24 protein-coding genes and 2 tRNA genes are annotated in these 23,138 nt (G+C 63.2%); 20 read left to right on the top strand and 6 right to left on the bottom strand.

Translation table 11 applies throughout. The annotated features are described in order from the left end of the window. Positions 1-27: 27 nt before the first annotated feature. Both CIT37_RS37790 and CIT37_RS37785 read right to left on the bottom strand, forming a co-directional pair. Positions 28-723: a recombinase family protein gene (locus CIT37_RS37790; protein ID WP_095426832.1), complete on the bottom strand. Its 696-nt coding sequence runs from the start codon at positions 721-723 to the stop codon at positions 28-30. A gap of 139 nt (positions 724-862) precedes the next feature. Beyond that, the gene (locus CIT37_RS37785) at positions 863-1,090 is read right to left on the bottom strand and encodes a hypothetical protein (protein WP_095426833.1); all 228 of its coding nucleotides are present in this window, start codon (positions 1,088-1,090) and stop codon (positions 863-865) included. 488 nt (positions 1,091-1,578) lie between these two features. On the opposite strand from CIT37_RS37785, the gene CIT37_RS37780 reads away from it, so the two are divergent. From CIT37_RS37780 to CIT37_RS37770, 3 genes are all read left to right on the top strand, one after another. Then, positions 1,579-4,692, top strand: a complete 3,114-nt coding sequence (locus CIT37_RS37780; protein ID WP_095426834.1) for a phage tail tape measure protein — start codon at positions 1,579-1,581, stop codon at positions 4,690-4,692. 149 nt (positions 4,693-4,841) lie between these two features. Beyond that, a complete protein-coding gene (locus CIT37_RS37775) occupies positions 4,842-5,102 on the top strand; it encodes a hypothetical protein (RefSeq protein ID WP_095426835.1) in 261 nt (86 codons plus the stop codon). Positions 5,103-5,218: 116 nt separating this feature from the next. Then, positions 5,219-5,527, top strand: a complete 309-nt coding sequence (locus tag CIT37_RS37770) for a hypothetical protein (protein WP_095426836.1) — start codon at positions 5,219-5,221, stop codon at positions 5,525-5,527. Between the two features lie 29 nt (positions 5,528-5,556). Here the strand turns inward: CIT37_RS37770 and CIT37_RS37765 are convergent, their stop codons facing one another. From CIT37_RS37765 to CIT37_RS37755, 3 genes are all read right to left on the bottom strand, one after another. Continuing rightward, complete coding sequence (locus tag CIT37_RS37765; RefSeq protein WP_210210277.1) at positions 5,557-7,197, bottom strand: hypothetical protein; 1,641 nt, start codon at positions 7,195-7,197, stop codon at positions 5,557-5,559. 93 nt (positions 7,198-7,290) lie between these two features. Beyond that, positions 7,291-7,365 (bottom strand) — tRNA-Thr (locus CIT37_RS37760). Between the two features lie 93 nt (positions 7,366-7,458). Beyond that, a complete protein-coding gene (locus CIT37_RS37755; protein ID WP_152036297.1) occupies positions 7,459-7,641 on the bottom strand; it encodes a hypothetical protein in 183 nt (60 codons plus the stop codon). A gap of 40 nt (positions 7,642-7,681) precedes the next feature. On the opposite strand from CIT37_RS37755, the gene CIT37_RS37750 reads away from it, so the two are divergent. From CIT37_RS37750 to CIT37_RS37730, 5 genes are all read left to right on the top strand, one after another. Continuing rightward, positions 7,682-7,870: a hypothetical protein gene (locus CIT37_RS37750; protein ID WP_095426838.1), complete on the top strand. Its 189-nt coding sequence runs from the start codon at positions 7,682-7,684 to the stop codon at positions 7,868-7,870. 19 nt (positions 7,871-7,889) lie between these two features. After that, positions 7,890-9,602 (top strand): FAD-dependent oxidoreductase, encoded by a 1,713-nt coding sequence (locus CIT37_RS37745; protein WP_095426839.1) that lies wholly within the window; start codon positions 7,890-7,892, stop codon positions 9,600-9,602. Between the two features lie 210 nt (positions 9,603-9,812). Continuing rightward, on the top strand, positions 9,813-10,121 hold the full coding sequence (locus CIT37_RS37740; RefSeq protein ID WP_026202518.1) for an EthD family reductase: 309 nt from the start codon (positions 9,813-9,815) through the stop codon (positions 10,119-10,121). Between the two features lie 186 nt (positions 10,122-10,307). Then, complete coding sequence (locus tag CIT37_RS37735; RefSeq protein WP_038950683.1) at positions 10,308-10,817, top strand: hypothetical protein; 510 nt, start codon at positions 10,308-10,310, stop codon at positions 10,815-10,817. A 115-nt stretch (positions 10,818-10,932) separates the two neighbouring features. Continuing rightward, positions 10,933-11,757, top strand: a complete 825-nt coding sequence (locus tag CIT37_RS37730) for an alpha/beta fold hydrolase (RefSeq protein WP_038950684.1) — start codon at positions 10,933-10,935, stop codon at positions 11,755-11,757. A gap of 6 nt (positions 11,758-11,763) precedes the next feature. Here the strand turns inward: CIT37_RS37730 and CIT37_RS37725 are convergent, their stop codons facing one another. Next, positions 11,764-12,393 carry a TetR/AcrR family transcriptional regulator gene (locus CIT37_RS37725; protein ID WP_038972205.1) on the bottom strand — a complete coding sequence of 210 codons (630 nt, stop codon included), beginning with the start codon at positions 12,391-12,393 and terminating at the stop codon, positions 11,764-11,766. 84 nt (positions 12,394-12,477) lie between these two features. Here CIT37_RS37725 and CIT37_RS37720 point away from each other — a divergent pair, with 84 nt between their 5' ends. The 12 genes from CIT37_RS37720 to CIT37_RS37665 all read left to right on the top strand — a co-directional run bounded on the left by CIT37_RS37720 (position 12,478) and on the right by CIT37_RS37665 (position 23,089). Beyond that, positions 12,478-13,416, top strand: coding sequence for an SDR family oxidoreductase (locus tag CIT37_RS37720; protein ID WP_095426840.1), 939 nt, complete (start codon positions 12,478-12,480; stop codon positions 13,414-13,416). 26 nt (positions 13,417-13,442) lie between these two features. Continuing rightward, positions 13,443-14,102, top strand: coding sequence for a Rossmann-fold NAD(P)-binding domain-containing protein (locus CIT37_RS37715; RefSeq protein ID WP_161966279.1), 660 nt, complete (start codon positions 13,443-13,445; stop codon positions 14,100-14,102). 82 nt (positions 14,103-14,184) lie between these two features. Then, positions 14,185-14,634: a DUF2948 family protein gene (locus CIT37_RS37710; RefSeq protein ID WP_018321264.1), complete on the top strand. Its 450-nt coding sequence runs from the start codon at positions 14,185-14,187 to the stop codon at positions 14,632-14,634. A 145-nt stretch (positions 14,635-14,779) separates the two neighbouring features. Beyond that, positions 14,780-16,075 (top strand): histidinol dehydrogenase, encoded by a 1,296-nt coding sequence (gene hisD / locus CIT37_RS37705; protein ID WP_095426842.1) that lies wholly within the window; start codon positions 14,780-14,782, stop codon positions 16,073-16,075. Then, complete coding sequence (locus tag CIT37_RS37700) at positions 16,072-16,569, top strand: UPF0262 family protein (protein WP_028140736.1); 498 nt, start codon at positions 16,072-16,074, stop codon at positions 16,567-16,569. The genes hisD and CIT37_RS37700 overlap by 4 nt, the downstream gene beginning before the upstream one ends. A gap of 6 nt (positions 16,570-16,575) precedes the next feature. Beyond that, a complete protein-coding gene (locus tag CIT37_RS37695) occupies positions 16,576-17,043 on the top strand; it encodes an arsenate-mycothiol transferase ArsC (protein WP_028140735.1) in 468 nt (155 codons plus the stop codon). Positions 17,044-17,247: 204 nt separating this feature from the next. Then, positions 17,248-17,877, top strand: coding sequence for a Maf-like protein (locus tag CIT37_RS37690; protein WP_007597557.1), 630 nt, complete (start codon positions 17,248-17,250; stop codon positions 17,875-17,877). 145 nt (positions 17,878-18,022) lie between these two features. Continuing rightward, positions 18,023-18,205 carry a DNA gyrase inhibitor YacG gene (yacG, locus tag CIT37_RS37685; RefSeq protein WP_095426891.1) on the top strand — a complete coding sequence of 61 codons (183 nt, stop codon included), beginning with the start codon at positions 18,023-18,025 and terminating at the stop codon, positions 18,203-18,205. Between the two features lie 174 nt (positions 18,206-18,379). Continuing rightward, a tRNA-Phe gene (locus tag CIT37_RS37680) sits at positions 18,380-18,455 on the top strand. A gap of 249 nt (positions 18,456-18,704) precedes the next feature. After that, positions 18,705-19,337, top strand: coding sequence for a DUF1326 domain-containing protein (locus tag CIT37_RS37675; protein WP_038972182.1), 633 nt, complete (start codon positions 18,705-18,707; stop codon positions 19,335-19,337). Positions 19,338-19,397: 60 nt separating this feature from the next. Continuing rightward, a complete protein-coding gene (locus CIT37_RS37670) occupies positions 19,398-20,177 on the top strand; it encodes a DUF2182 domain-containing protein (RefSeq protein ID WP_038972200.1) in 780 nt (259 codons plus the stop codon). A 356-nt stretch (positions 20,178-20,533) separates the two neighbouring features. Continuing rightward, positions 20,534-23,089, top strand: a complete 2,556-nt coding sequence (locus CIT37_RS37665; RefSeq protein WP_161966278.1) for a bifunctional diguanylate cyclase/phosphodiesterase — start codon at positions 20,534-20,536, stop codon at positions 23,087-23,089. Positions 23,090-23,138: the final 49 nt, after the last annotated feature.

Genomic DNA, 23,138 nt, shown 5'->3' with positions numbered 1-23,138 from the left:
TTCACTAGCGCCGTCAGCTATTGCGTGTCACTGCGATAAACGCGCGAGAACTCGCTGAACTTGCACGGCCTGCCACTTTCCGTTGCCGAGCGCAGTCGGAATGCCGGCCTCATTCAAGCCATCTGCAATCGACCGTAGCGACGTTGCGCCGTCCGCCTGTAGCTTGCGGATCGTCGGGCCGATATCTGCCGCATGTTTCGTCGTGCGGTCCAGTAGGGCTTTCCGGGAGGCGTCCTGCATCTTCGCACCGGGGACAACACCACGGTTGCCGCCAAGCTTCTTCCCTCGACGCTTGGCCGCCGCCAGTGCCGCTTTGGTGCGGGCTGAGATCATGCCGGCTTCCAACTCCGCCACTGCCACCATCTGCTGAAGAAGGAAACGGCCGGTAGCGCCTTCGATCACGGGCAGGTCCGCGAACCGAACGTCAACGCCGGCCTCAAGCAGGCGGGACAGGAAGGCGACAGAGCGAGTAAGGCGGTCAACCTTGGAAACCACCAGCGCGGCCCGATGCAGTCGCGCGGCGGCCAGTGCCTGCTCCAGCGCGGGCCGGTCAGATCGCTTACCCGACTCCACCTCGGTGAACTCGGCAACGATCGTCCAATCGCCACCGTTGAGATAGGCAGCAACCGCGGCCCGTTGAGCCTCGATGCCGAGACCAGACTTACCCTGCTTGCCGGTGGAAACTCGGTAGTAGGTGACGAACTTCCCATTGTGCTGCGCCATGGCCCGCCTGTTACGAATACTTCAACGTCCGTTGACGTATCTGTAACGAGTAGCCCAAGTCTCCGTCAACACAAATCTTGTACCCGTAACAGACGGCGGACCGGCGGTTATCGCCGGTCCAGCCGCCTTGCAGCACCAGCTATGCCACGATCGTTTCGCTCCGGTGCAACACGCCCGCGTCTCGGCACCAGCGCTGCACCGCCTCCAGATCGCCAGCGTCCAAGATGGAGTTGCCTTCGATCAAAGCGAAGCGGCTGCCGTGCAGGCCCTGCCGCTCCCGTGGCGAGAGCGCGCAAATTTTGCTGCGGTAGTTCTGCGAGCGTTCGAAACGACGCTGGACGGCTTTGAGTGTGACTGTCGTGCTCATGGCATGATCCTTCCATGGGCCGGGCCAGATACGGCACAGCCCTTGTGTTGATGATCGATGCGGCGCGTTGCGATGAGCACGGTCCCCGACGAAGCGGAGGCGCACAGGTCTCGTGACGAGACTTCGCGGCAACACATAGGCTCAGCATCTTCCCTGCGCAAGGCCTTGCTCGCGTTGCGCATGCCACCGGGCTGCCAAGGTTTCCCAGCGCTCGCAAGCGCGGGAGGGTGAAGCCGCGAATTTTTGTGCCGCATGGCCCCGGCATTGGCTGAGCGGTTTTCCTTAGCCACCAACAAAAAGCGGACTTACGACCACCCCAGACCTTCGGGGATGTACCCCCACACGCGCGGGAGGTTCATGCATCCGCACCCCCACCCCCGAAATCATCGGGCGTCACCATTTCACGCGCAATATGAGCGCATTTTCCAAAAGGCGATTTACGCCGTCACCGTCCGCGTGCTCGGTCGCGCCAACGAACAAGAGAGACCATGTCAGAGAACCTCCTACTCCACGTCCAATTGAGCGCGACCGACAGCATGAGCCCTGTGGTCGCTGGCCTCCAAAAAAACCTCCAGAAGCTTAAGGCGGTAATCAACTCCATCAACGGCATCTCCGCGCCTAAGCTGTTTCCAGACAGCCTATCGGCAGGCCTACAGAAGTTCACCGACGACGCTCGCAGGGCTGCGTCGGCCTATCGCACTGAATGGAAGTCGGCCTATGCAGACAGCCTGCGTGACGCGCGGGCGTTCCATCGTGAACTGGATCGCCTCGACCGGCAGACCTACAACCGCAGGCAGGCTGAGCAACGCGCCGTTGGTCGTGGTGCCAACTCCGGCGGCCGTGGCGCGCTCCCCCGTGGCATTTCGCCAACCACCGCGCTCATCTCAGGGGGCATCACCATCTCCGGCGTCGCATCCGCCTTTAAGAAACGAATGGAATCCGACGTGGCGGAGACGAAGGCACAAATTTTCGGTGGTCTGTCCGCAGCGGAAGTGAAGCGGCTTCGCGGTGACTGGTCAGATCAGGTTGCGATCAGGTTTGGCGAATCCGCAGCGGCTGTTCTGGACAGCTACACCGAGGCGCTTAAGCAAGGCTTCGACGCCACCGCTGCAAAGAAGGTCACGGAAAACGCCTTGGAGGCGTCGTCGGCGCTGGAAATGAACATCGGCGAGCTGATGAAGTTGGCCGGCAAGACCGCAACCAGCCTCTATGGCAACGTCCGGAACGCCGATCCGGCCCGCGTCGCCCGGATGATGACCTCGGTGGCCGTCGCCGCCGCTGCGACCGCCGCAGACCCGAACGAGGTGGTAGAGGCGAACAAGCGTGCGCTGTCCGCCTTGAGCACCACGAAGATGAAGGAAACCGACCTGTCCGCGTTCACGTCGGTCGGTATCTCGGCAGGCTTACAGCCGAACAAGGCCGGCACGTTCGTTGGCTTCCTGACCTCAGAATTTGCGAACGCCGGAAATGCTCGCGGCGCGCGCGCGAAGGATCTGGATCAGGCTGCACGTATGATCGGTTACGGCGGCCGGGCGCAGATGGCTCAGAGATTGGCATCGGCTCCAACCGAGTTCATGTTGGACATGTTTTCGAAGATGAGGAACATGTCTGAGCAGAGCCGGGCTAAATTCGCGAACCTTGCCGGCATGCGGGAGTGGCGGGACGAACTGGTGCAGATGGCCAAGGCTGCCGACCAAATCCGGGAGACGTTGAAGGAAATCGACCAGAAGAGCGATGCGGTCTCCGCGTTCTCCCGTACCAAGCTTAACTCGCTTCAGAAGCGCTCGGACCGCATCAAGGCGATGTTTGGTCTCGCATGGGAGAAATTCGGGAGCGGCTTCGAGCAGAGCTTCATCGAGGTATCCGATTGGTTCGATCGACATACCGGCATCTTCACCTCCAGCAAGATCGCGGAGAAGTCCCGAGACCTTGTCGAGCGGCTGAAGAAGGCCTTTGGCGTCGCCAACATGGGCGACGCACTCGACAAGATCGCAGCGAAACTTTCGTCCATCGACGTGGACAAGATCATCGGCTTTGCGTCGGGCTTCGTGAACGGGCTCAAGTCAGTCTCTGACACCATCATCAGCATGCTGAAGGGCGTTGCCACCGCCATGGGAAAGGACGGCAACAGCGCTGAAGTCCTGGGTAAGCTGGTCGGCCAGATTGTTGCGCTCTCCATCGCGCTGGGAACGCTCGCCCCGCTCATGGCCGTGTTAGCTGGCGTTGCGAACATCATCAGCCGCATCGCGGGCCTGCTCGGTGGTCGGGCGTTGCTAGGTGCCGCCACCGGCAACCCTGTTGGCACCGCTGCCCTGCTCGCGTGGGCCCTCGCGGAGAACAACGATGCCGGCACATCGGATGCCTCAAAGAAACGGCCGGGAGAAACGACGAGCCAATGGCGAGAGCGTCAACGCCAGCACAAGAAAGAGCTGTACCAAAAGCAGAGTGGCGACGGCTTCAACCCCGCGGACGTTCACCCGATGAGCTTCATCGGGAACAAGCTCGACAACCTCGGCGGAAAGATCGAGCGAGCTTCGTTCATGGGCGCCACGGACTTCAGCTCCCGCAGCCGTGCCGGCGGACTCCAGTATGCCTATCAGGGCGCTGCGTCTTCTGGCGGTGGAGATGGAGGTATAGGGCGCCTGCTCAGCGGTGTCGGCACTCCCGACGCCCTGATCAAGGGCGCTACGCCGGGCGGCATGCTTCCCAACTTCGGTGTTGGGTCGGGCGGTATCATCCGGCGCGGCGGCAAGGTCGGAATGAGCTACAGCACTCCCAGCGTTGGGACCGAAATCCCCGCGGGTGGAGCTGCCGATATGAGTGTCGGCGCAGGTCTCGCAGGAAGCGACTTCCTCGCTGCCCGACGCGCTCGCTTCGGTGAAGAGCTGAAGAATGATCCGACCCTGAGAATGCACCTCGCAGCCATCCAAGCTACCGAAGGCATCAGCAAGGGGGGCACCATCGAGAGCCTCATGAACCGTGCTGACATGCAAGGCAAGACACTGCGTCAGATGCTCGGCTTCTCAGCCGATGGCGTTCGCAGCGTCAATCCGCGAACCGGCAAGTATAACAGCTTCTACGGGCCCATCCGTCGTGGTGAAATATACGGAGCGATCGAACGACTGAAGAGAAATCCGAAGCTGTTCGAAAATTACGACGCCTACACAAGGCGTGCTCTGGCTGGAAGCCATGTTATCGGCGGCTACACTGATCAAGGCTTGGCAACCGATCCCAACGGCTCGGCGCAAACCGGCATCAAGGGTTTTAAGATCAGCCCGAAGGACGGCAACGAGTTCACTGATTGGGTTGGTCCGGGATCGAGCTACGGCAAGGGTCGCCAAGGTGCGATCAACTACCGCAAATTCATCGAGCAGAACATCAATAACGTGCCGGCCCCCGCCGACGCGATCAAGAATGTTCCTGCTGCCCCGACGTCTGGCGTCCCGATGAGGGGTGACTTTGGTGGTGCCGGCCGCGGCTCTGTCGCGATCCACATCAACGGCAACAGTCACGACCCGGAAGCCCTCGCAACGCTGGTGCAGCGCCGGGTTGACGAGTCGATGAACTGGCGTGTCCACGACTCAGAGAGCGAGTACACCTAACGCACGGCCGGGAGGGAGAGTCATCATTGCGAGGCGGACGTACCCTCGCTTTGATGGCTCTCTCGTTTGCATTCGTGCGAATGCAACAGCCTTGAAGCAAATGGAGCCTCCTGCATAGTGCCTCCGGCCAACACACAGAGAGGACTCAGGTGGACTATCGCAACTACAGCATCATCAAAGAAAGCAGCCGCTATGTCGCATTCGATCCGAATGAGCCGGAGATTTTCAGGATGTGCTCGGTGAGCCTGAAGCGGCTCCACAGAGGCATTGACGCAATGTGGCTGCCAACGGTCGGTAGTTCGGGCAGACTTATCGATGAGATGGCTGCTCCGAGATGGCGCCGCAAATGGTCGATGAATCCGGCTGGCGAAATCGATCTTGATGCAGAAAATGCGCGCGGTGCCTGCTGACCTCGGCTCGTTCTTAGCTCGGTCAAGCCGGCCGGGGGCGTTCTCATTTGGTTCGCGTGGACACTCCAAAAAGCGATACCTCATGATCACCCTCAATCTTGCGAGGAGAAAAATATATGACTGAGCTTGTCACCACGCTGTCGACGTTCGTCGCGATGGCAAACGCAAACAGGACGCTGATGGACGGCACGACGAAACCCGTCCGCCAGATCATAGAGGACAACGACGTGGTTTTAGCCGTATGGCAGGACTTCGCTCAGCCTTTTGGAATCGGAACACTGACTATCAAAGGCGCCGCGGTCCTTCGCAATATCAGCGCCGATGGCGTCACGTCCTTTTGCCGGGCGAACGCGATCCCGTGCGATAGCTACGAACAGGCGGTGGCATTGTTGGAAGTGCTCGGTGAACCGGACACGCTGAACTAGATTTTGCCAACCGACCTTTATCAACGCCCTCAGCCAATCCGGCCGGGGGCGTTTTTTGCAATCCGAGGAATAGCATTGATCACACGGGCCATGGCGATTACCGACACGTCGCCGTAGTCCTCGCCAGATGTTCGGGCTGCGTGGCCCTGAATGGCATCGACGACTCGCGGATCGAATCCGAGGTTGCGGCTAACTGACTTGAGGCGGTGCCGCCATGCGTGGTTAGGCTGGACTCGTTCGTCGGTTACGACTGCCCGAACAAAATCAAGAACACGTTTGTAGCTGCCTTTCGCGAACAGCGGGCCGTTGCCCGAGCCAGCGACGAAGCGCAACAGTCCGAGTTCGATCAGGTGTGGATGGACTGGGACCAGCCGGTAAGTCCCGGTCTTGATGCTGCCAGCAAGTGGATTGAGATCAAAAACATGGTGGCCCGACTCGTCGCGAACATCCTCCTTGCGAAGCTGTAGCGCCTCCGCAATCCGGCAGCCCGTGTAGCAGGCGATCAGCGGTGCCCACCGCTTGGCGGCGGCGGTTCTCGGGTCCTCTTTCTGCTTCTGCACGTATGTACAGCAAGCGTCGAAGATTGCGCCGGCTTCCTGATCTGTGAAACCCTTCGATCGAGTCCGGATTTTCTTTTCCGCCTTGACCTTGATTGCGTCGGCTGGATTGTTCGCCAGCTTCCGATTGTCTACTGCCCAACCAAGAACGGATTTGATCCCCGGCAGATCACCATCCTTCAAGGTCTTTGCGGTCACGACCTTCAGACGGGCATCCTTGAATGCAAGCATGTCCTGCTCGGTCACGCGGTTGGCATCGTCATGACCAAGATGCTTAACCAGTCGATCAACGGCCCCCTTATAAGTGTCATAGGTGGTCCGACTGCGGCCAGTTGCTTTGGCTTCAGCCCACCACAGGTCGAGCAGGCCGGTGATCGTCTGCCGCGGCTTGATCGCTGCGACGCTTTCGATCGCTGGGAAGCGCTGCGCTTTCGGATCAGGACTGTAATCACCCTCCGCATTGCGCCGTAACTGCCAGCCCGCATCAAGACTGGCCATGCCGACCAAGCGCAAGAATCGTTGCCGGTCATTCGGGTTTAGGTGGATGCGCTGACGGATCAGCACCCAATCCGCGAGAAGTCCGAACCGATCTTCAAGCGCGTCATACTGGTCGGCCGGGAAGGCGTTGACAGCCGCAGTCAGATCACCAGTCCCAAACAGTTCCGTCGCGGTGTTCACCTCGTTCGGCATCAAGGCCGCTGGCGGTGGGTTTTTGATGCGACCTTCAAGGGCTGCGCGACTGAGCGCTTTGTGATACATCCATGCGTCGGGTTCGCCGGGGTTGTCGCGGTGGATTTCCTGATACAGCCGATAGGTCTCGCCGCTCAGCGCGACCATGTCTTTGTGACTGAGACTGATCGGAGCCGCTTCGGTCAGATCAAACAACCGGCGAAGATGATCCAGAGCGTTGGCCTGTCGCGCCTCCGCAATAGTCCTGTCGTCCGTCCCGAGACTAAACGCTACGTCGCTTCCGATGGTCACCGTCCGGACGAACGGATAGTCGTCTGGTGTGCTGATGCTGAGCAACACGCGCTTGCCGCGTAGTCGATCGACGATCTTGGTGGGAACACGAATGCGGAATTGGGGAACGGTCGAGCCGGCACGTTGGGACATCGAGAACTTCAGAGAAACCATGGTCTGTGTGGCACTTTCGTGTGGCACTCAGGACCGAAATTTCAAGAAAATCAATGCATCCAATAGGATGGCTGGTGCTGCCAGACAGGATTGAACTGTCGACCTCTCCATTACCAATGGAGTGCTCTACCACTGAGCTACGGCAGCATGTGCTGGTGAAGAATCGGGCGCCCGAGGGGCGCTACCAAGCGGGCCGATATCTGCCACAAGCCCCCCTCCTGTGCAAGCTTGCTAGGCCCGTCAAAACGAGAAAATCGGGCCGATATCAGGGCCAAACTGCTCGTTTTTGCGCGAAACCACCGACTTTCCGGCGATTCGGGCCCCGATATCCCCCACCAACTGGCCAGTTGCCCCAGGCACCGGATTCGATCCATTTCGCGTTTCGCACGAATGGATCGCGCGGGCCTCTTGAGCTGTCGCCATTCGGTGGCATCCTGCCGCCGACCGTTGTGATGGATCCGTGATGGCCGACGAGACCGACAAGAGCGCGAACCAGGCGAGGACGTCCCGCGACGACCGCTTGAAATCGGCGCTGCGCGAAAACCTGAAGCGGCGGAAGCTGCAGGCGCGCGAACGCGCCGCAAGCACCGACCCCTCGCAGAATGACGATGGTTCCCTAAATGAGGGGACCGCCGGCAAAGCCGGCACCTAAGAATTTGGAATGAGCGAGAATGACGATGGGGCAGAACGGGCAGCAACCAACCGGTGACGAGGCGCTGATGTCGCGCTTCACCCGCCCCGAGCAGACCTTTCCGACGCTGACGCCGGCCGAGATCGAGCGTGTCAGGCATTTCGGCGAGGCCCGCAGCTACGCGGACGGCGAGTTCCTGTTCGAGACCGGCAAGCCCGGGCCCGGCATGTTCGTGGTGCTGAAGGGCCATGTCGCCATCACCCAGCGCGATGGCCTCGGTCACGTCACCCCTGTGATCGACCAGGGGCCGGGGCAATTTCTGGCCGAGCTCAGCCAGCTCTCCGGACAGCCGGCGCTGGTCGACGGCCGCGCCGAGGGCGATGTCGAGACGCTACTGTTGCCGCCGGAGCGGCTGCGCGCGCTGCTGGTCGCCGAGGCCGATCTTGGCGAGCGCATCATGCGCGCGCTGATCCTGCGCCGGGTCAATCTGATCCAGGGCGGCATCGGCGGTCCGGTGCTGATCGGTCCGTCGAACTCCGCCGGCGTGGTGCGGTTGCAGGGTTTTCTCACCCGCAACGGTCAGCCGCATCATCTGCTCGATCCCGATCGTGATCCCGACGCGGGCGAATTGATCGCGCGTTATTCGCCCAAACCCGAGGACTGGCCGCTGGTCGTCGCCGCGAGCGGCGCGGTGCTGCGCAACCCCAGCGAGACCGAGCTTGCTCGCGCCATCGGCATGATTGGTGGTGCCAAGGACGGCCGCATCTACGACGTTGCGGTCGTCGGCTGCGGACCGGCCGGGCTCGCCACCGCCGTGTATGCGGCGTCCGAAGGGCTGTCCGTCGCGGTGCTCGACATCCGCGCCTTCGGCGGCCAGGCCGGCGCCAGCGCGCGCATCGAAAATTATCTGGGCTTTCCGACCGGTATCTCGGGCCAGGCCCTGACCGCGCGTGCTTTCACCCAGGCGCAGAAATTCGGCGCCGACATCATGATTCCGGTGACGGTGAAGTCGCTCGACTGCACGCGCAAGGACGGCGCATTCGCGGTGGCGCTCGACGGCTGCGATCCCTTGCGCTCGCGCGCGGTCGTGGTTGCGAGCGGTGCGCGCTATCGCCGGCCGGAGATCGACAATCTCGACAAGTTCGAGGGGCGCGGCGTCTGGTACTGGGCCTCGCCCGTGGAGGCAAAGCTCTGTGCCGGCGAGGAGGTCGCGCTGGTCGGCGCCGGCAATTCGGCAGGTCAGGCGGCCGTGTTCCTGTCGGGGCACGCCAAGAAAGTGCTAATGATCATCCGCGGCGGCGGCCTGGGGGCCAGCATGTCGCGCTATCTCATCGAGCGCATCGAAGCGACCCCGAACATCGAATTGATGTTCAACACCGAGATATCAGCGCTCGAGGGCGACGAGGCCGCGCTGCTGCGGCGCATCCGCTGGAAGAGCCGGCTGTCCGATGACGAGGATTCTGCCGACATCCGCAATCTCTTTCTGTTCGTCGGCGCCGATCCCGCCACCGCCTGGCTCGACGGCTGCGGCGTGACGCTCGATCGCGGCGGCTTCGTCGTGACGGGCGCGCAGTCCGAGCAGAATCAGGGCAGGCTGGTGGCGCCGCTGGAGACCTCCGTGCCCGGCGTCTATGCCGTCGGCGACGTCCGCTCCGGTTCGGTCAAGCGCGTCGGCGGCGCGATCGGCGAGGGTGCCCAGGTCGTGGCCTCCCTGCACGGCTATCTCGGCGACGCCGCAAAACCGGCGCTTTAGCCGAGCAGAAGACAAGCAGATGGCAAGACGAATGGGACTTGCCATTGCGCCGCGTCATGCGTGACTATCTTCCCTCATCCTGAGGAGCGCGCGCAGCGCGTCTCGAAGGATGCAGGCCCGGCTGCATCTGGGCCTGCATGGTTCGAGACGCGTGCTTCGCACGCTCCTCACCATGAGGATCTAACAGAACAGTTTAAAAGGGAGGACTAAATGGCTGAAGTCGTCGTGCTCTACAAGACACCCAAGGATGCTGCCGCCTTCGACAAGTACTACGCCGAGACGCACATTCCGCTCGCCAAAAAACTTCCCGGCCTGAAAAAATACGCCGTCAGCAAGGGGCCGGTCGCATCTCCTGCAGGTCCTTCCGGAATCCATCTCGTTGCCATTCTCACCTTCGACAGCGTGGGCGACATCCAGGCGGCCTTCGGCAGTCCGGAAGGCAAGGCCACCGGCGCCGACGTGCCGAAATTCGCCAGCGGTGGCGCCGACCTCTTGATCTTCGACACCAAGGAAGTGTGAGGCTCGATTCGACTTTCGTCGAAAATCTGCCGTCGTTTGTGACAGCGGTGCAAAAAAATAAGCCATGCGTTTGTCGATTCGCACGATGACGCATGGCTTCGCACATGCATGTGACGACAACGCAGGTGGCAATCCCATGAGGACCGTAATACTACTCTCGTGACCTCGATGCGTAGGAGAGATGTCATGGTCCTTGGCTTGAGCCTGTCCGCCTTCACGATGGTCCATGTCGTCATCAGCCTGATCGCCATCGCCGCCGGCCTCGTCGTGATGTTCGGCCTGCTCGGGTCGAAGTCGATGCCGGGCCTTACCGCGATCTTCTTGGCTTTCACGATCCTGACCAGCGCCACCGGCTTCCTTTTTCCGTTCGAGAAGCTGCTGCCCTCGCACATCATCGGCATCATCTCGCTGGTGCTGCTCGCCATCGCCTGCTTCGCGCTGTACGGTATGAAGCTCGCCGGCGTCTGGCGTCCGGTCTACGTCGTGACCGCGATGATCTCGCTGTATTTCAACGTCTTCGTGCTGGTGATCCAGTCGTTCCTCAAGGTCCCGGCGCTTGCCGCGCTCGCGCCGGCCGTGGCGCCGGCGCCGCCGTCGGGTCCCGTGTTCGCGGCGGTGCAGGGCATCGTGCTGGTGTTCTTCGTCGTGCTCACCATCGGCGCCTGGCGCCGCTTCAAGCCGATGGCGTTTGCCTGATCGGTCTCCCCCTCGTCATTCCGGGGCGATGCGAAGCATCGAACCCGGAATCTCGAGATTCCGGGTTCACGCTTCGCGTGCCCCGCGAATGACGTTCCACTTAAGGAGTCCCCCCATGCCCACCATCACCACCAAGGACGGCGTCGAGATCTTCTACAAGGATTGGGGCAGTGGCCAGCCGATCGTGTTCAGCCATGGTTGGCCGTTGTCGGCCGACGACTGGGACGCGCAGATGATTTTCTTCGTCAACAACGGCTATCGCGTCATCGCCCATGACCGCCGCGGCCATGGCCGCTCGTCGCAGGTTTCCGACGGCCACGACATGGATCATTATGCCGACGACCTCGCGGCCGTGACCGCGCATCTCGACCTCAAGAATGCCATCCATGTCGGCCATTCCACCGGCGGCGGCGAAGTCGTGCACTACATCGCGCGCCACGGCGAGAGCCGGGTGGCGAAGGCGGCGATCCTGTCCGCGGTGCCGCCGCTGATGCTGCAGACCGCGGCCAATCCCGGCGGCCTGCCGAAGAGCGTGTTCGACGATCTCCAGGAGCAGCTCGCGGCCAGCCGCACGCAATTCTATCGCGACCTCCCTGCCGGCCCGTTCTACGGCTACAACCGTCCCGGCGCAAAGCCGTCGGAAGCGGTGATCCAGAACTGGTGGCGCCAGGGCATGATGGGCGGCGCCAAGGCCCATTACGACGGCATCGTCGCGTTCTCGCAGACCGACTTCACCGAGGATCTGAAGAAGATCAACGTGCCGGTTCTGGTCATGCACGGCGACGACGACCAGATCGTGCCCTACGCCGATTCCGCGCCGCTCTCGGCCAAGCTTCTGAAGAAGGGCATCCTGAAAACCTACAAGGGTTTCCCGCACGGCATGCCGACCACGCACGCCGAAACCATCAACGCGGACCTGCTGGCGTTCTTCAGGGAGTGAGGCGCCTCACTTCAAGATCGCCCTGATCGCATCGAAGGTGCGCTTGACGAACGCCTCCGGCTTCTCACGCGCGCCTTCGCCGATCCAGCTCTCGCCGCCGACGCGCATCGCGCCGGTGGCGATCATGGCGACGAGCCGCGCCTGCAACCGGTCGGATTTGGTTCGTGCGCGCTGGGCGAGGCCCTCGGCCAGCGCGCGCTCGAGCTTCTCGTATTTGAGCTGGTCGCGCGCCTGCAGCGCGGGATTGTCGCGCTTGAGCCGCGACATGGCCGCGGCTTCCGCCGGATCGAGCCGCTTGACCGCCGACGCGATCGCATTCTCCGCCGCCGTCAGCATGGATTCGTCCGCGGGCCGCGCGACGACCTCGGCGACCAGCGCGCTGGCGGCATTTTCCTGCCAGGCCGCCACCACGTCCTCCTTGGACGCGAAATAGTGGAAGAAGCTGCGCCGCGACACCTCCGCCGCCGCCGCGATGTCGTCGATGGTCGTGGCCTCGAAGCCGCGCTCCAGGAACAGCGTCATCGCCGCCCGGGTCAGCCGCGCGCGGGTCTCCTGCTGCTTGCGCTGGCGCAAGCCGGTGACAACAGGGGATTTTCCGTCCGCGGGCAATTTCCGGGCAACCTTCGAAGCCTTCAAATCGTTTCACCTCTTGCAAAGTTGCACTCAGTGCACATTTAGATTGGCCGCGGGCCTCATTCCAGCCCCGAACGGAGACATGGCATGACCGACTGGACCACGGCAGACATCCCCTCTCTCGCCGGCAAGACGGCCGTCGTGACGGGGGCGACGGGTGGCCTCGGGTACGAGACGGCGATGGCGCTGGCGGGCGCCGGTGCCATTGTCATACTCACCGGACGCAATGACGCAAAGGGCCTGCGGGCCATCGAAGGCATCTGCGAGCGGTTTCCCAATGCGCTGATCGCCTACGAGCCTCTCGATCTCGCCGGCCTGTCCTCCGTCGCCGATTTCGCCAGGCGCTTCGCCGCCGGCAACGAGCAGCTCGATCTTCTCGTCAACAATGCCGGCGTGATGGCGCTGCCGAAACGCCAGCAGACCGAGGACGGTTTCGAGATGCAATTCGGCACCAATTATCTAGGCCACTACGCACTGACGGCCCACCTGTTGCCGCCGCTTCGCCGCGCGAAGGCGCCGCGTGTCGTCAATCTCTCGAGCCTTGCGCACCGCTCCGGCACGATCAATTTCGACGATCTGCAAGGCAAGCATTCCTATCGTCCGTGGCGCGCCTATTGCCAGTCCAAGCTGGCGATGCTGATGTTTTCGCTCGAATTGCAGCGTCGCAGCGACGCGGCCGGCTGGGGTGTGAGCAGCATTGCCGCGCATCCCGGCTTTGCGCGCACCGACCTCATTGCGAACGGGCCGGGCGCCAACACGTTCCAGTCGCGGATCGGCCGGCTGCTCCAGCCGCTGTTCAGCCAGTCCGCGGCGGAGGGCGCACTGCCAACGCTGCTCGCCGCGACTTCCCCCGCGGCCGAGCCAGGCAGCTATTACGGCCCGAACGGATTCTACGAAATGAAGGGGGCGCCCGCGGCGGCGAAGATCATGCCACACGCGAAGGATTTCGCCACCGCTGCCATGCTGTGGGATGTCTCGGCGACGCTGACCGGTGTATCCTTCGACGAGATCGCGGCCGCGGCGTGAGCCGCGAGCCCGCCAGGAACATCCCGATGCAAGTCATCATCTTCGGCGCCACCGGCATGGTCGGGCAGGGCGTTTTGCGCGAATGCCTGGTCGACACCGGCATCGCCCGTGTGCTCGTGGTCGGCCGCAGCCCGACCGGGGTGCGCAACGCCAAGCTCACCGAGATCATCCACGACAATTTTCTGGACTATTCAACGATCGAGGCCCAGCTCACCGGCTTCGATGCCTGCTTTTTCTGCCTCGGCGTCTCCTCCATCGGCATGAGCGAGCAGCGCTACCGCCACCTCACCTATGACCTCACGCTCGCGGCTGCGACGACGCTGGCGCGCCTCAATCCGCAGATGGTCTTCACCTACGTCACCGGCGCCAGCACCGATTCCACCGAGCAGGGTTCGCGGATGTGGGCGCGGATCAAGGGCAAGACCGAGAACGATCTGCTCAAGCTGCCGTTCAGGGCCGCCTACATGTTCCGGCCCGGCGCGATCCAGCCGCTGCACGGCGCCCGTTCCAAGACCGTCTGGGTGCAGGCGGTCTATTCCGCAACCGGGCCGCTTTGGTCCGTGCTGCGCCGGCTCTCGCCGCGGCTCGTTACTTCGACCGAGCAGATCGGCCGCGCCATGATCCGCGTCGCCCGGGAGGGGTATCCGCGGAAGGTGCTGGAGATGGAGGATATCAATAGCCTCTAGCCTGCCGGCCCGTTAGTTTGAGCGGAAATTTCTGGGCCTGTGCGCGTTGAGCCCTGTCCATTCCGAAGGAGAAGCGTCGGCGATGTCGCCCCAGCTCAAACTGATCGCACTCGACGCCGACGATCTCGCCGTGATCTCGACCCATGTCCAGGACGCCCGTGTCCAGGCCTCCGACATCATCTGGCGACAAAGCGAGAAGCGGCTTGTGGTCGGGATGAGCCGGCTGGACTGGGAGCAGACGCTGGAGGGCGAGGCCGAGCCGCGCCGGCTGGTCGCCGCGCTCCGCTTCGACCGCGTGCTCGCCTGCAAGTCGCGCAACATCGAGCTCGCGGCTCCCGACAAGGTCCTGGACCTCGTCGGTATCGAATTTCATCCCCGGGACGGGCGCGACGAGGAGCCCGGCGGCAGCGCCCTGCTCTTGTTCGCCGAGGGCGGAGCCATCCGGCTCGACGTCGAATGCCTGGAATGTGAGCTGACCGACCTCGGGGCCGACGCATTGGGAACGGGGTTGGAGATCGAAGGGGAGGGATGAGGTCACCTGTATACCAGCCGCACCGGCTCAGGCCTGCGCCAGAACGGCGGCTTGCGAGGGTTGACGCCGCTTCCTCGCCGCGCCATTGAGCAGGGGACCTGGTGCGCCAATCCGCCCCAAAGACCAGCCAGAAGCCAAGCCAGACATGCCCGTTCGCCTCGACCGCAGCAGCGCCGATTTTGACCAGCGATTCGCGGCCTTCCTCGCCGCCAAACGCGAGGTCTCGGCCGACGTCGAAGCCGCCGCGCGCGCCATCGTCGACGACGTCGCCAAGCGGGGCGATGCCGCGCTGCTCGAGGCCACCGCAAAGTTCGACCGGTTGACGCTGGATGCGGCCTCCTTGCGCATTTCGGCCGCCGAAATCGAGGCCGCGAACAAGGCCTGCGATGTCGCGACGCTGGATGCGCTCAAGCTCGCGCGGGACCGCATCGAGATCTATCACCGCCGGCAGTTGCCGCAGGACGAGCGCTTCACCGACCCGCTCGGAGTCGAGCTCGGCTGGCGCTACACTGCGATCGAATCCGCCGGCCTCTACGTGCCAGGCGGCACTGCGGCCTATCCGTCCTCGGTGCTGATGAACGCGGTGCCTGCAAAGGTCGCCGGCGTCTCGCGCCTGGTGATGGTGGTGCCCTCGCCGGACGGCAAGCTCAATCCGCTGGTGCTGGCGGCGGCCTCGCTCGGCGGCGTCACCGAGATCTACCGCGTCGGCGGCGCGCAGGCCGTGGCGGCGCTGGCGCACGGCACCGCGACGATCGCGCCGGTCGCCAAGATCGTCGGCCCCGGCAATGCCTATGTCGCCGCCGCCAAGCGGCTGGTGTTCGGCAAGGTCGGCATCGACATGATCGCCGGCCCGTCCGAGGTGCTGGTGATTGCCGACGACACTGGCAATGCCGACTGGATCGCCGCCGATCTCCTGGCGCAGGCCGAGCACGATGCCAGCGCGCAGTCGATCCTGATCACCGACTCGGCCCGCCTTGCCGCCGACGTCGAAAAGGCGGTCGAGGCGCAGTTGAAGACGCTGCCGCGCGCCGCAATCGCCAGCGCGTCCTGGGCCGATTTCGGCGCCATCATCATGGTGAAGAACTTAGGCGATAGCATTTCGCTCGCGGACGCGATCGCCGCGGAGCATCTCGAGATCATGACGGCTGATCCCGATGCGCTCGCTGCGAAGATCCGCAATGCCGGCGCGGTGTTCCTCGGGCCCCATACGCCGGAGGCGATCGGCGACTATGTCGGCGGCTCCAATCATGTGCTGCCTACGGCGCGCTCGGCGCGATTCTCCTCAGGGCTGTCGGTGCACGACTTCATGAAGCGCACCTCGATCCTGAAATGCGGCCCGGATCAGCTGCGTGCGCTCGGTCCTGCCGCGATGACGCTCGGACAAGCGGAGGGGCTGGACGCCCATTCGCGTTCGATTGGATTGCGCCTCAATCTGTCATGACAGAGCTGCCCGAACAGGACGACTCGACCAATCGCATCGTCGGCGTCACGCTCGACGAAGAATCGATTGGCCGTTCCGGGCCTGATATCGAGCATGAGCGCGCGATCGCGATCTACGATCTGATCGAGCAGAACCTGTTCGCGCCCGATGGCGCCGACGGGAAGGGCCCGTTCACGCTGCATATCGGCATCACCGGCAACCGCCTGATGTTCGACATCCGCCGCGAGGACGGCACGCCCGTCGTCGCGCATCTGTTGTCGCTGACGCCGTTCCGGCGGATCGTGAAGGACTATTTCATGATCTGCGACAGCTACTACCAGGCGATCCGCACCGCGACCCCCGACAAGATCGAGGCCATCGACATGGGCCGGCGCGGCATCCATGACGAGGGATCGCGCACGCTGCAGGAGCGGCTGAAGGGCAAGGTGCGGGTCGACTTCGAGACCTCGCGCCGGCTGTTCACGCTCATCACCGTCCTTCATTGGAAAGGCTGATCACGGATGGCTGCGCCCTCACGCGCACGCGATCCGCAATCGGTGCTGTTCGCCTGCGCGATGAACAGCGTGCGCTCGCCGATGGCCGAGAGCCTGTTGCAACACATGTTTCCGCAGGGCCTCTACGTGAAATCGGCCGGCGCCAGGCGCGGCGAGCTCGATCCGTTCGCGGTGTCCGTGATGGCTGAGCTCGGCCAGGACATCTCCGCCCACAAGCCGCAGACCTTCGAGGAGCTGGAGGATTGGGAGGGGCTGAATTTCGACCTCATCATCACGCTCTCGCCCGAGGCGCACCACAAGGCGCTGGAGCTGACGCGGACGCTGGCGGCCGACGTCGAATATTGGCCGACGCAGGATCCGACCACCATCGAGGGCAGCCGCGACCAGAAGCTGGCAGCCTATCGCGACGTCTGCGACCAGCTGTTGATGCGCATCCGCCGGCGTTTTGCCAAGGTGGGCGCGGCGTCAGGTTGATCTCGTGCCGCGGACGCCTCTTTCCCCTCGCCCCTCGTGGGGAGAGAGGCGGAGAAGGCGTAACACCGGCGTCACAGACTGGGGGCACACGCATCTCGGCATCCCCTCGAATCACCAAAGCTGGGGTTCCCGGGTTGTGAAATCAGCCCCCTTCCGATAGGTTCCGCGCGCAATTCACCCCCTGCTCATCCCCCCAATCACCTGATGCTTGGCCGCCCCAAATTCGTACTTGCCTCCGGTTCGCCGCGGCGCCTGTCGCTGCTCAACCAGGCCGGCATCGAGCCGGACGCGCTCCGGCCGGCCGACGTCGACGAGACGCCGAAGCGGGGCGAGCTGCCGCGCGCCTGTGCCAATCGCCTCGCAAGGGCCAAGGCGGACGCAGCGCTGAAATCGGTGCAACTCGACGACGAGCTGCGTGGCGCCTTCATCCTCTCCGCCGACACCGTGGTCGCGGTCGGCCGCCGCATCCTGCCCAAGGCGAATCTGGTGGACGAGGCGGCGCAGTGCCTGCGGCTGCTGTCGGGCCGCAACCACCGCGTCTACACCGCGATCACCCTGGTGACGCCGCGCGAGGCGTTCCGCCAGCGGCTGGTCGAGACCCGCGTCCGGTTCAAGCGCCTCTCGGAAGATGACATCCAGGCCTATATCGGGTCCGGCGAATGGCGCGGCAAAGCCGGCGGCTACGCCGTGCAGGGCATCGCCGGCTCCTTCGTGGTGAAGATGGTGGGGTCCTACACCAACGTCGTCGGCCTGCCGCTCTACGAGACCACCACGCTGCTCGGCGGCGAGGGCTTTCCGATCCGCTTCGGCTGGCTCAACGCCACCGCGGTGTGAGCCGGCAAGCCGCGGCTCAACAAAATCGCGAAAACAACCCCATGCACGGTAGAATGGCCTGACGGGGCGCACGCGCCGCCGGTACGAGGAACCCGTTTGCCGACAGGCTCTTGAACCCCTTCACTCCGTGCAAGCCGCCGACATCATGGACGCCCCCATCAAAAAGCCTGCCAGCCCGCTCAAAACCTGCCCGATCTGCGGCAAGCCGCAGTCCGAGGCCACCCGTCCGTTCTGCTCGTCGCGCTGTCGCGACGTCGACCTGAACCGCTGGCTGAAAGGCTCCTACGTCATCCCCGGCCGCGACGACGATTTAGATGACATGGAATAAGAAGTGATATCAATAATTTAGCAGGTCGCGCGCGCCGCCGCGCGCCAACCGCGGCAGCTTGTGCCCAGCCGGGCCGCGCCCGGCGAAGCCTCTTGGCGAAGCCGGGTGGACAGGCCGCCCCTAGCCCACTATAAACCGCCCGCTCGATGGGCTTTGGCCCCTCTCTTGGAGCACGCCCAGGTAGCTCAGTTGGTAGAGCATGCGACTGAAAATCGCAGTGTCGGTGGTTCGATTCCGCCCCTGGGCACCATTCCCCTGACGTCGGACATCCCCGAGATGTGGCTGCTCCCGAGGCACTACCCTCGTTCGCTATACGTGGCCGGCGGCCGCTGATATGATCGTTGGACGGTAAACGGCAGCTCGCCACCATACTTTTTCTGCGATGCCGGCCTTCTGATCGGACCTCGATCCCGCTCGCGCCTTTTCGCGTTGCCTCGACAAGAACGCTGAACAAATCGTCAATGGCTGCCGCGTCCCCGCTCACATTGGGAGATGTGCCATGGCTGCATCGGACTGGCGTCTCGAAGGCGAATGGATGAAGAACTGCACCTGCGCGTTTGGCTGTCCCTGCGATTTCAACGCACGGCCGACCCAAGGCTATTGCAAGGGAATGGTCGCCATGCGGATCGCCAGGGGACATTTCGAAGGGACCAGGCTCGATGGTCTCTGCTTTGCGATCACGGTCGACTTCCCTGGGCCGCTTCATGAGGGCAACGGGACAATCCAGCCCATCATCGACGAACGCGCCACGGCGGAGCAGCGTCAGGCGTTGTTCGATATCTTTTCCGGCAAGCATTCGGCCGAAGGCACGCTTTTCCAGATCGTCAGCATGATCGTTACCAGGATCCACGATCCGGTGTTTGCGCCGTTCGAGTTTTCCTTCGACAAGGAAGGACGCGTCGCAAAACTCGTCGCCAGGGGCGTGCTCGAGACCGATGTCGAGCCGATCAAGAACCCGGTCACCGGTGATCCGCACCGCATCCAGGTGGTCATGCCCGAGGGGTTCGAACATCGGGCGGCCGAGGTCGCATCCGCCAACATCCGTTCGACCGGGGCGATCCCGTTCGAGACCCGGGGTACGCATAGCTCGCTCGCCAATGTCGTGCAGACGCCCGAGGGGGTTGCCGCATGATGCGGCGCTGACACCGACATAAAACCTCGGTGTCAGCTCCTCATCGCTATGGACAAGTCGATGCAGGGGCGCTCGATACTGGAACACCTGCTCCACCGCGACCGGCTGATCGTCGCGATCGGGACTGCCGCAGTGGTGGCGCTCGCCTGGGCCTATCTCGCCGCGGGCGCCGGCATGGACACCGAGATGATGACCGACATGCCGGACATGGCGCCGATGCCGTGGACGCCATTCTATGGCGTGCTGCTGTTCGTGATGTGGTGGGTGATGATGGTCGCGATGATGGCGCCGAGCGCGGTGCCCACCGTTCTCTTGTATGCGACCGTCAAGCGCAAGCAGGAGACCGCCTCCCGCGCCGCAATCGATACCTGGATCTTTCTCGCCGGCTATCTCGTGACGTGGGCGGGGTTCAGTCTCGCTGCGGTCCTGGTGCAAGGAGCGTTCGAACGTTTCGGATTGCTGTCGATGGCGATGGCAAGCACCAGCGCGATTTTGGGCGGCGGCGTTCTGATTGCAGCAGGGCTTTATCAGTTCACGCCTCTCAAACAGGCGTGCCTGCGGTACTGCGAGAGCCCGCTGTTGTTTCTCAGCCGACATTGGCGGCCCGGCACACGCGGCGCATTGCGAATGGGACTTCGCCACGGCAGCTACTGCGTCGGCTGCTGCTGGTTTCTGATGGTATTGCTGTTCGTCGGCGGCGTGATGAACCTGGCCTGGATCATCGGCATCGCGCTCTATGTCGCCGGCGAGAAGCTGCTGCCGTTCGGCCGAAGATTGAGCTATGCGGCAGGCGGGGTCCTCATCCTGTCCGGCACGATCGTTCTTGCGCGGGCAATCTGAAAAGCAGGTCCAAAGGCCGCTGAAAATGTGCGGCTTTCGACATGCCCGTGTACCTGATTGCTCAAGGCCAGCCGACCTCCGTGATGATACGGATGCTTTAAGCTGAAGAATTGAGCTTTGCCCAAACACAAACTTAAGGCTGTTTCAGCTACCTTTGCGCTATGAGCAGCACCCGCGCGCCGCTTTCGGCCGCGGGTGTCCCTGTGCAGTCGAGGCGGAGACACGGCGATGCCAATACTGCGGGCGAGCGCAGTTCTGCCCTGGCGGCCGAAGCGGGGGTGCGCGTCGTGATTCCCGCAGGGGCAGTCCGCAAAGCCGGAAGAACGATCCTGCGGAATGGTCCGCTGCAGATCGCATTGTTCTTTCTGCCCCTGGTCTGGATCGGCTATTTCGCAATCACCGCGTCGGAGCGGATGGATGCGGGCGAGCAGGCGCGGTCGCACGGCGACAGCGTCGCCGAACTGTTCGAGGAAAACACCGAACGCATCTTCGAGCGCGTCGATCAGTCATTGCTGGTGGTGCGAGCGCTCTACGCCCAGGATCCGCTCAGCTTCAGCTTGAAGTCATGGTCGGACACGGCCCGCATTGCGACCGGCGACGTGGTTCAGTTCGCACTGATCGGATCAGACGGATACATGATCGACACGACCGCGGGCTATTCCGGTCCGCCGCTTTATCTTGGCGATCGCGAACACTTCATCAATGTCATGGCGCAAGCCGACGATCGCCTCTACGTTGCCAAGCCGGTGCTGGGACGGGCCTCGAACAAATGGACGATCCAGCTGGCAAGAAAGTTGTTCGACCTCGCGCGGAATCCGGCCGGGGTGATCGTCGGCTCGATCAGCGTCGACGTGGTCGGCAGGTTCTACGACACGGCAAAGCTCGGCGTCGGAGGAACGCTGGTGCTCAGAAATGCGAATTACGTCGTGCTCGCCGCCCGGGGCGTGGACCAGGGCTCCGTGCTGGGACAACGCACACCCAGCCGCGTCGAGGGCGAGCTCGGTGACGGCTTCTATGTGCAATATTGGAACGAGAACCGGCCGAACCGCAGCGACCGGCTGATCACGGCGCGCAGGTCGCGCGCGTTTCCGCTCATCTTCACCGTCGGCATTTCGGAGCAGGAGATTTATTCCCGCTCCGCCTTCAGGCAGAAGGTCTATCTCGGCGGCGCGCTGCTGCTTACGTTCATTATCCTCGCCGCGACGACATTCCATTGGCGACGGCAGCAGGCGCTGGATCGCGCTCACCGCGAGCGGCGCGATTTTGCCAGCAAGTTCGAGGATGCGCTCCGGAACCTTCCCCAGGGCTTGAGCATGTTCGATGGCCGTGACCGCCTGATCGCATTCAACCCGCAATGGCTCGAACTCTATGGCCTCCTGCCGGAAGACATTCGGATCGGCATGCATTTCCGGGATATATTCGCAAAACAGACCGCCGTTCTCGACGTCGAGGCCTATCTCGTCGATTTGAAGAACCGGCTCGCCCGGTCGGAGCAGATCTCGAACACCGTGCAGTTTCCCGATGGACGGGTCGTCTACATCTCCTACGGCCGGCGCGAGGGTGGCGGCTGGGTCGCTACTCATGAGGACATCACCGAGCGCAAGGCGTCGGCGGACCGCATCGAGCGGCTGGCGCATTACGACAGCCTGACCGGCCTTGCCAACCGCAACCTGTTCAAGGAGCGCATCGACGAGGCGCTAGCCAGCTCGCGCCGGCTGGAGCCTGCGTTCGCCGTCCTCCTGCTCGATCTCGACAAGTTCAAGTCCGTCAATGATGCGCTCGGCCATCAATGCGGCGACGCGTTGCTGAAGCAGGTTGCCGACCGGATCAAGGCGCAGATTCGTGATGCCGATACGGCGGCGCGAATTGGCGGCGACGAGTTTGCCGTGATCGTGGCCGCGATGCGCGACGGCGCTGCAAGCCTGGCCGAGCGGCTGGTCCAGGCCATTGCCGAGCCCTATCACATCGATGGCCATCCCGTCGTGATCGGCTGTAGCATTGGCCTTGCGCTCGTGCCCGAGCACGGCACGCGGGTCGATGAGATCCTCCGCAACGCCGATCTTGCGCTCTACAGGTCGAAGAATGCCGGCCGAAGCTGCTTCCACCTCTATTCAGCGGAGCTCAAGGCGGAAGCGGATCAGCGCAACGTGCTCGAGATCGAGCTGCGCGAAGCGATCTGGCGCGAGGAGATGGAGGTGTTTTATCAGCCCGTGATCGAGCTCGGCACCGGCCGGGTAAAATCGGTCGAAGCGCTGGCGCGCTGGCATCACGGCACCAGGGGCTACATTCCTCCGGCTGAGTTCATTGCGGTTGCGGAGGCGGGGGGCTTGATCGTCGAGCTCGGCAATCAGGTGCTTGCCCGGGCCTGTCGCGATGCGATGAGCATGCCGGCCGACGTTAAGGTCGCCGTCAATCTCTCTGCCCTGCAATTTGCCGGCACCAATCTCGTCGACACCGTGACGTTTGCGTTGGCGCAGAGCGGCCTTCCGCAAACCCGGCTCGAACTCGAGATCACCGAGAGCGTATTTCTCGCCGACACCGAGGAGAACCTCAAGACGCTGCAGCGCCTCAAGGCGCTCGGCGTCTCCATTGCCCTTGACGATTTCGGTGTCGGATACTCGTCTTTGTCCTATTTGACGGCCTTTCCTTTCGACAAGGTCAAGATCGACAAATCGTTCATCGACAGGATCGATCGCTGCGAGACCGTCGCCGTGCTGAAGTCCATCGTGCAACTCGCGAAGACGTTGAAGCTCTCGATCGTCGCCGAGGGGGTCGAGTCCTTCGAGCAGGTTAAACGGCTCCAGTCACTCGGCATCCCGCTCGGCCAGGGATTTCACTTCAGCAAGCCCGTGCCGCTCGCCGGCCTCTCGTGGCAGGCTCCCCCGGCGCGACGGAAACGGCGGGCGGCGTGAGCTGAATGCCTCCGGCGTTTGTCATCATCGCCCGCCGCCCAAGAGCAGG

The organism is Bradyrhizobium ottawaense (assembly GCF_002278135.3).
GTDB classification, from domain to species: domain Bacteria; phylum Pseudomonadota; class Alphaproteobacteria; order Rhizobiales; family Xanthobacteraceae; genus Bradyrhizobium; species Bradyrhizobium ottawaense.
The sequence above is the reverse complement of the archived record's forward strand: the minus strand, read 5'-3'. Positions and strand labels throughout refer to the sequence as shown.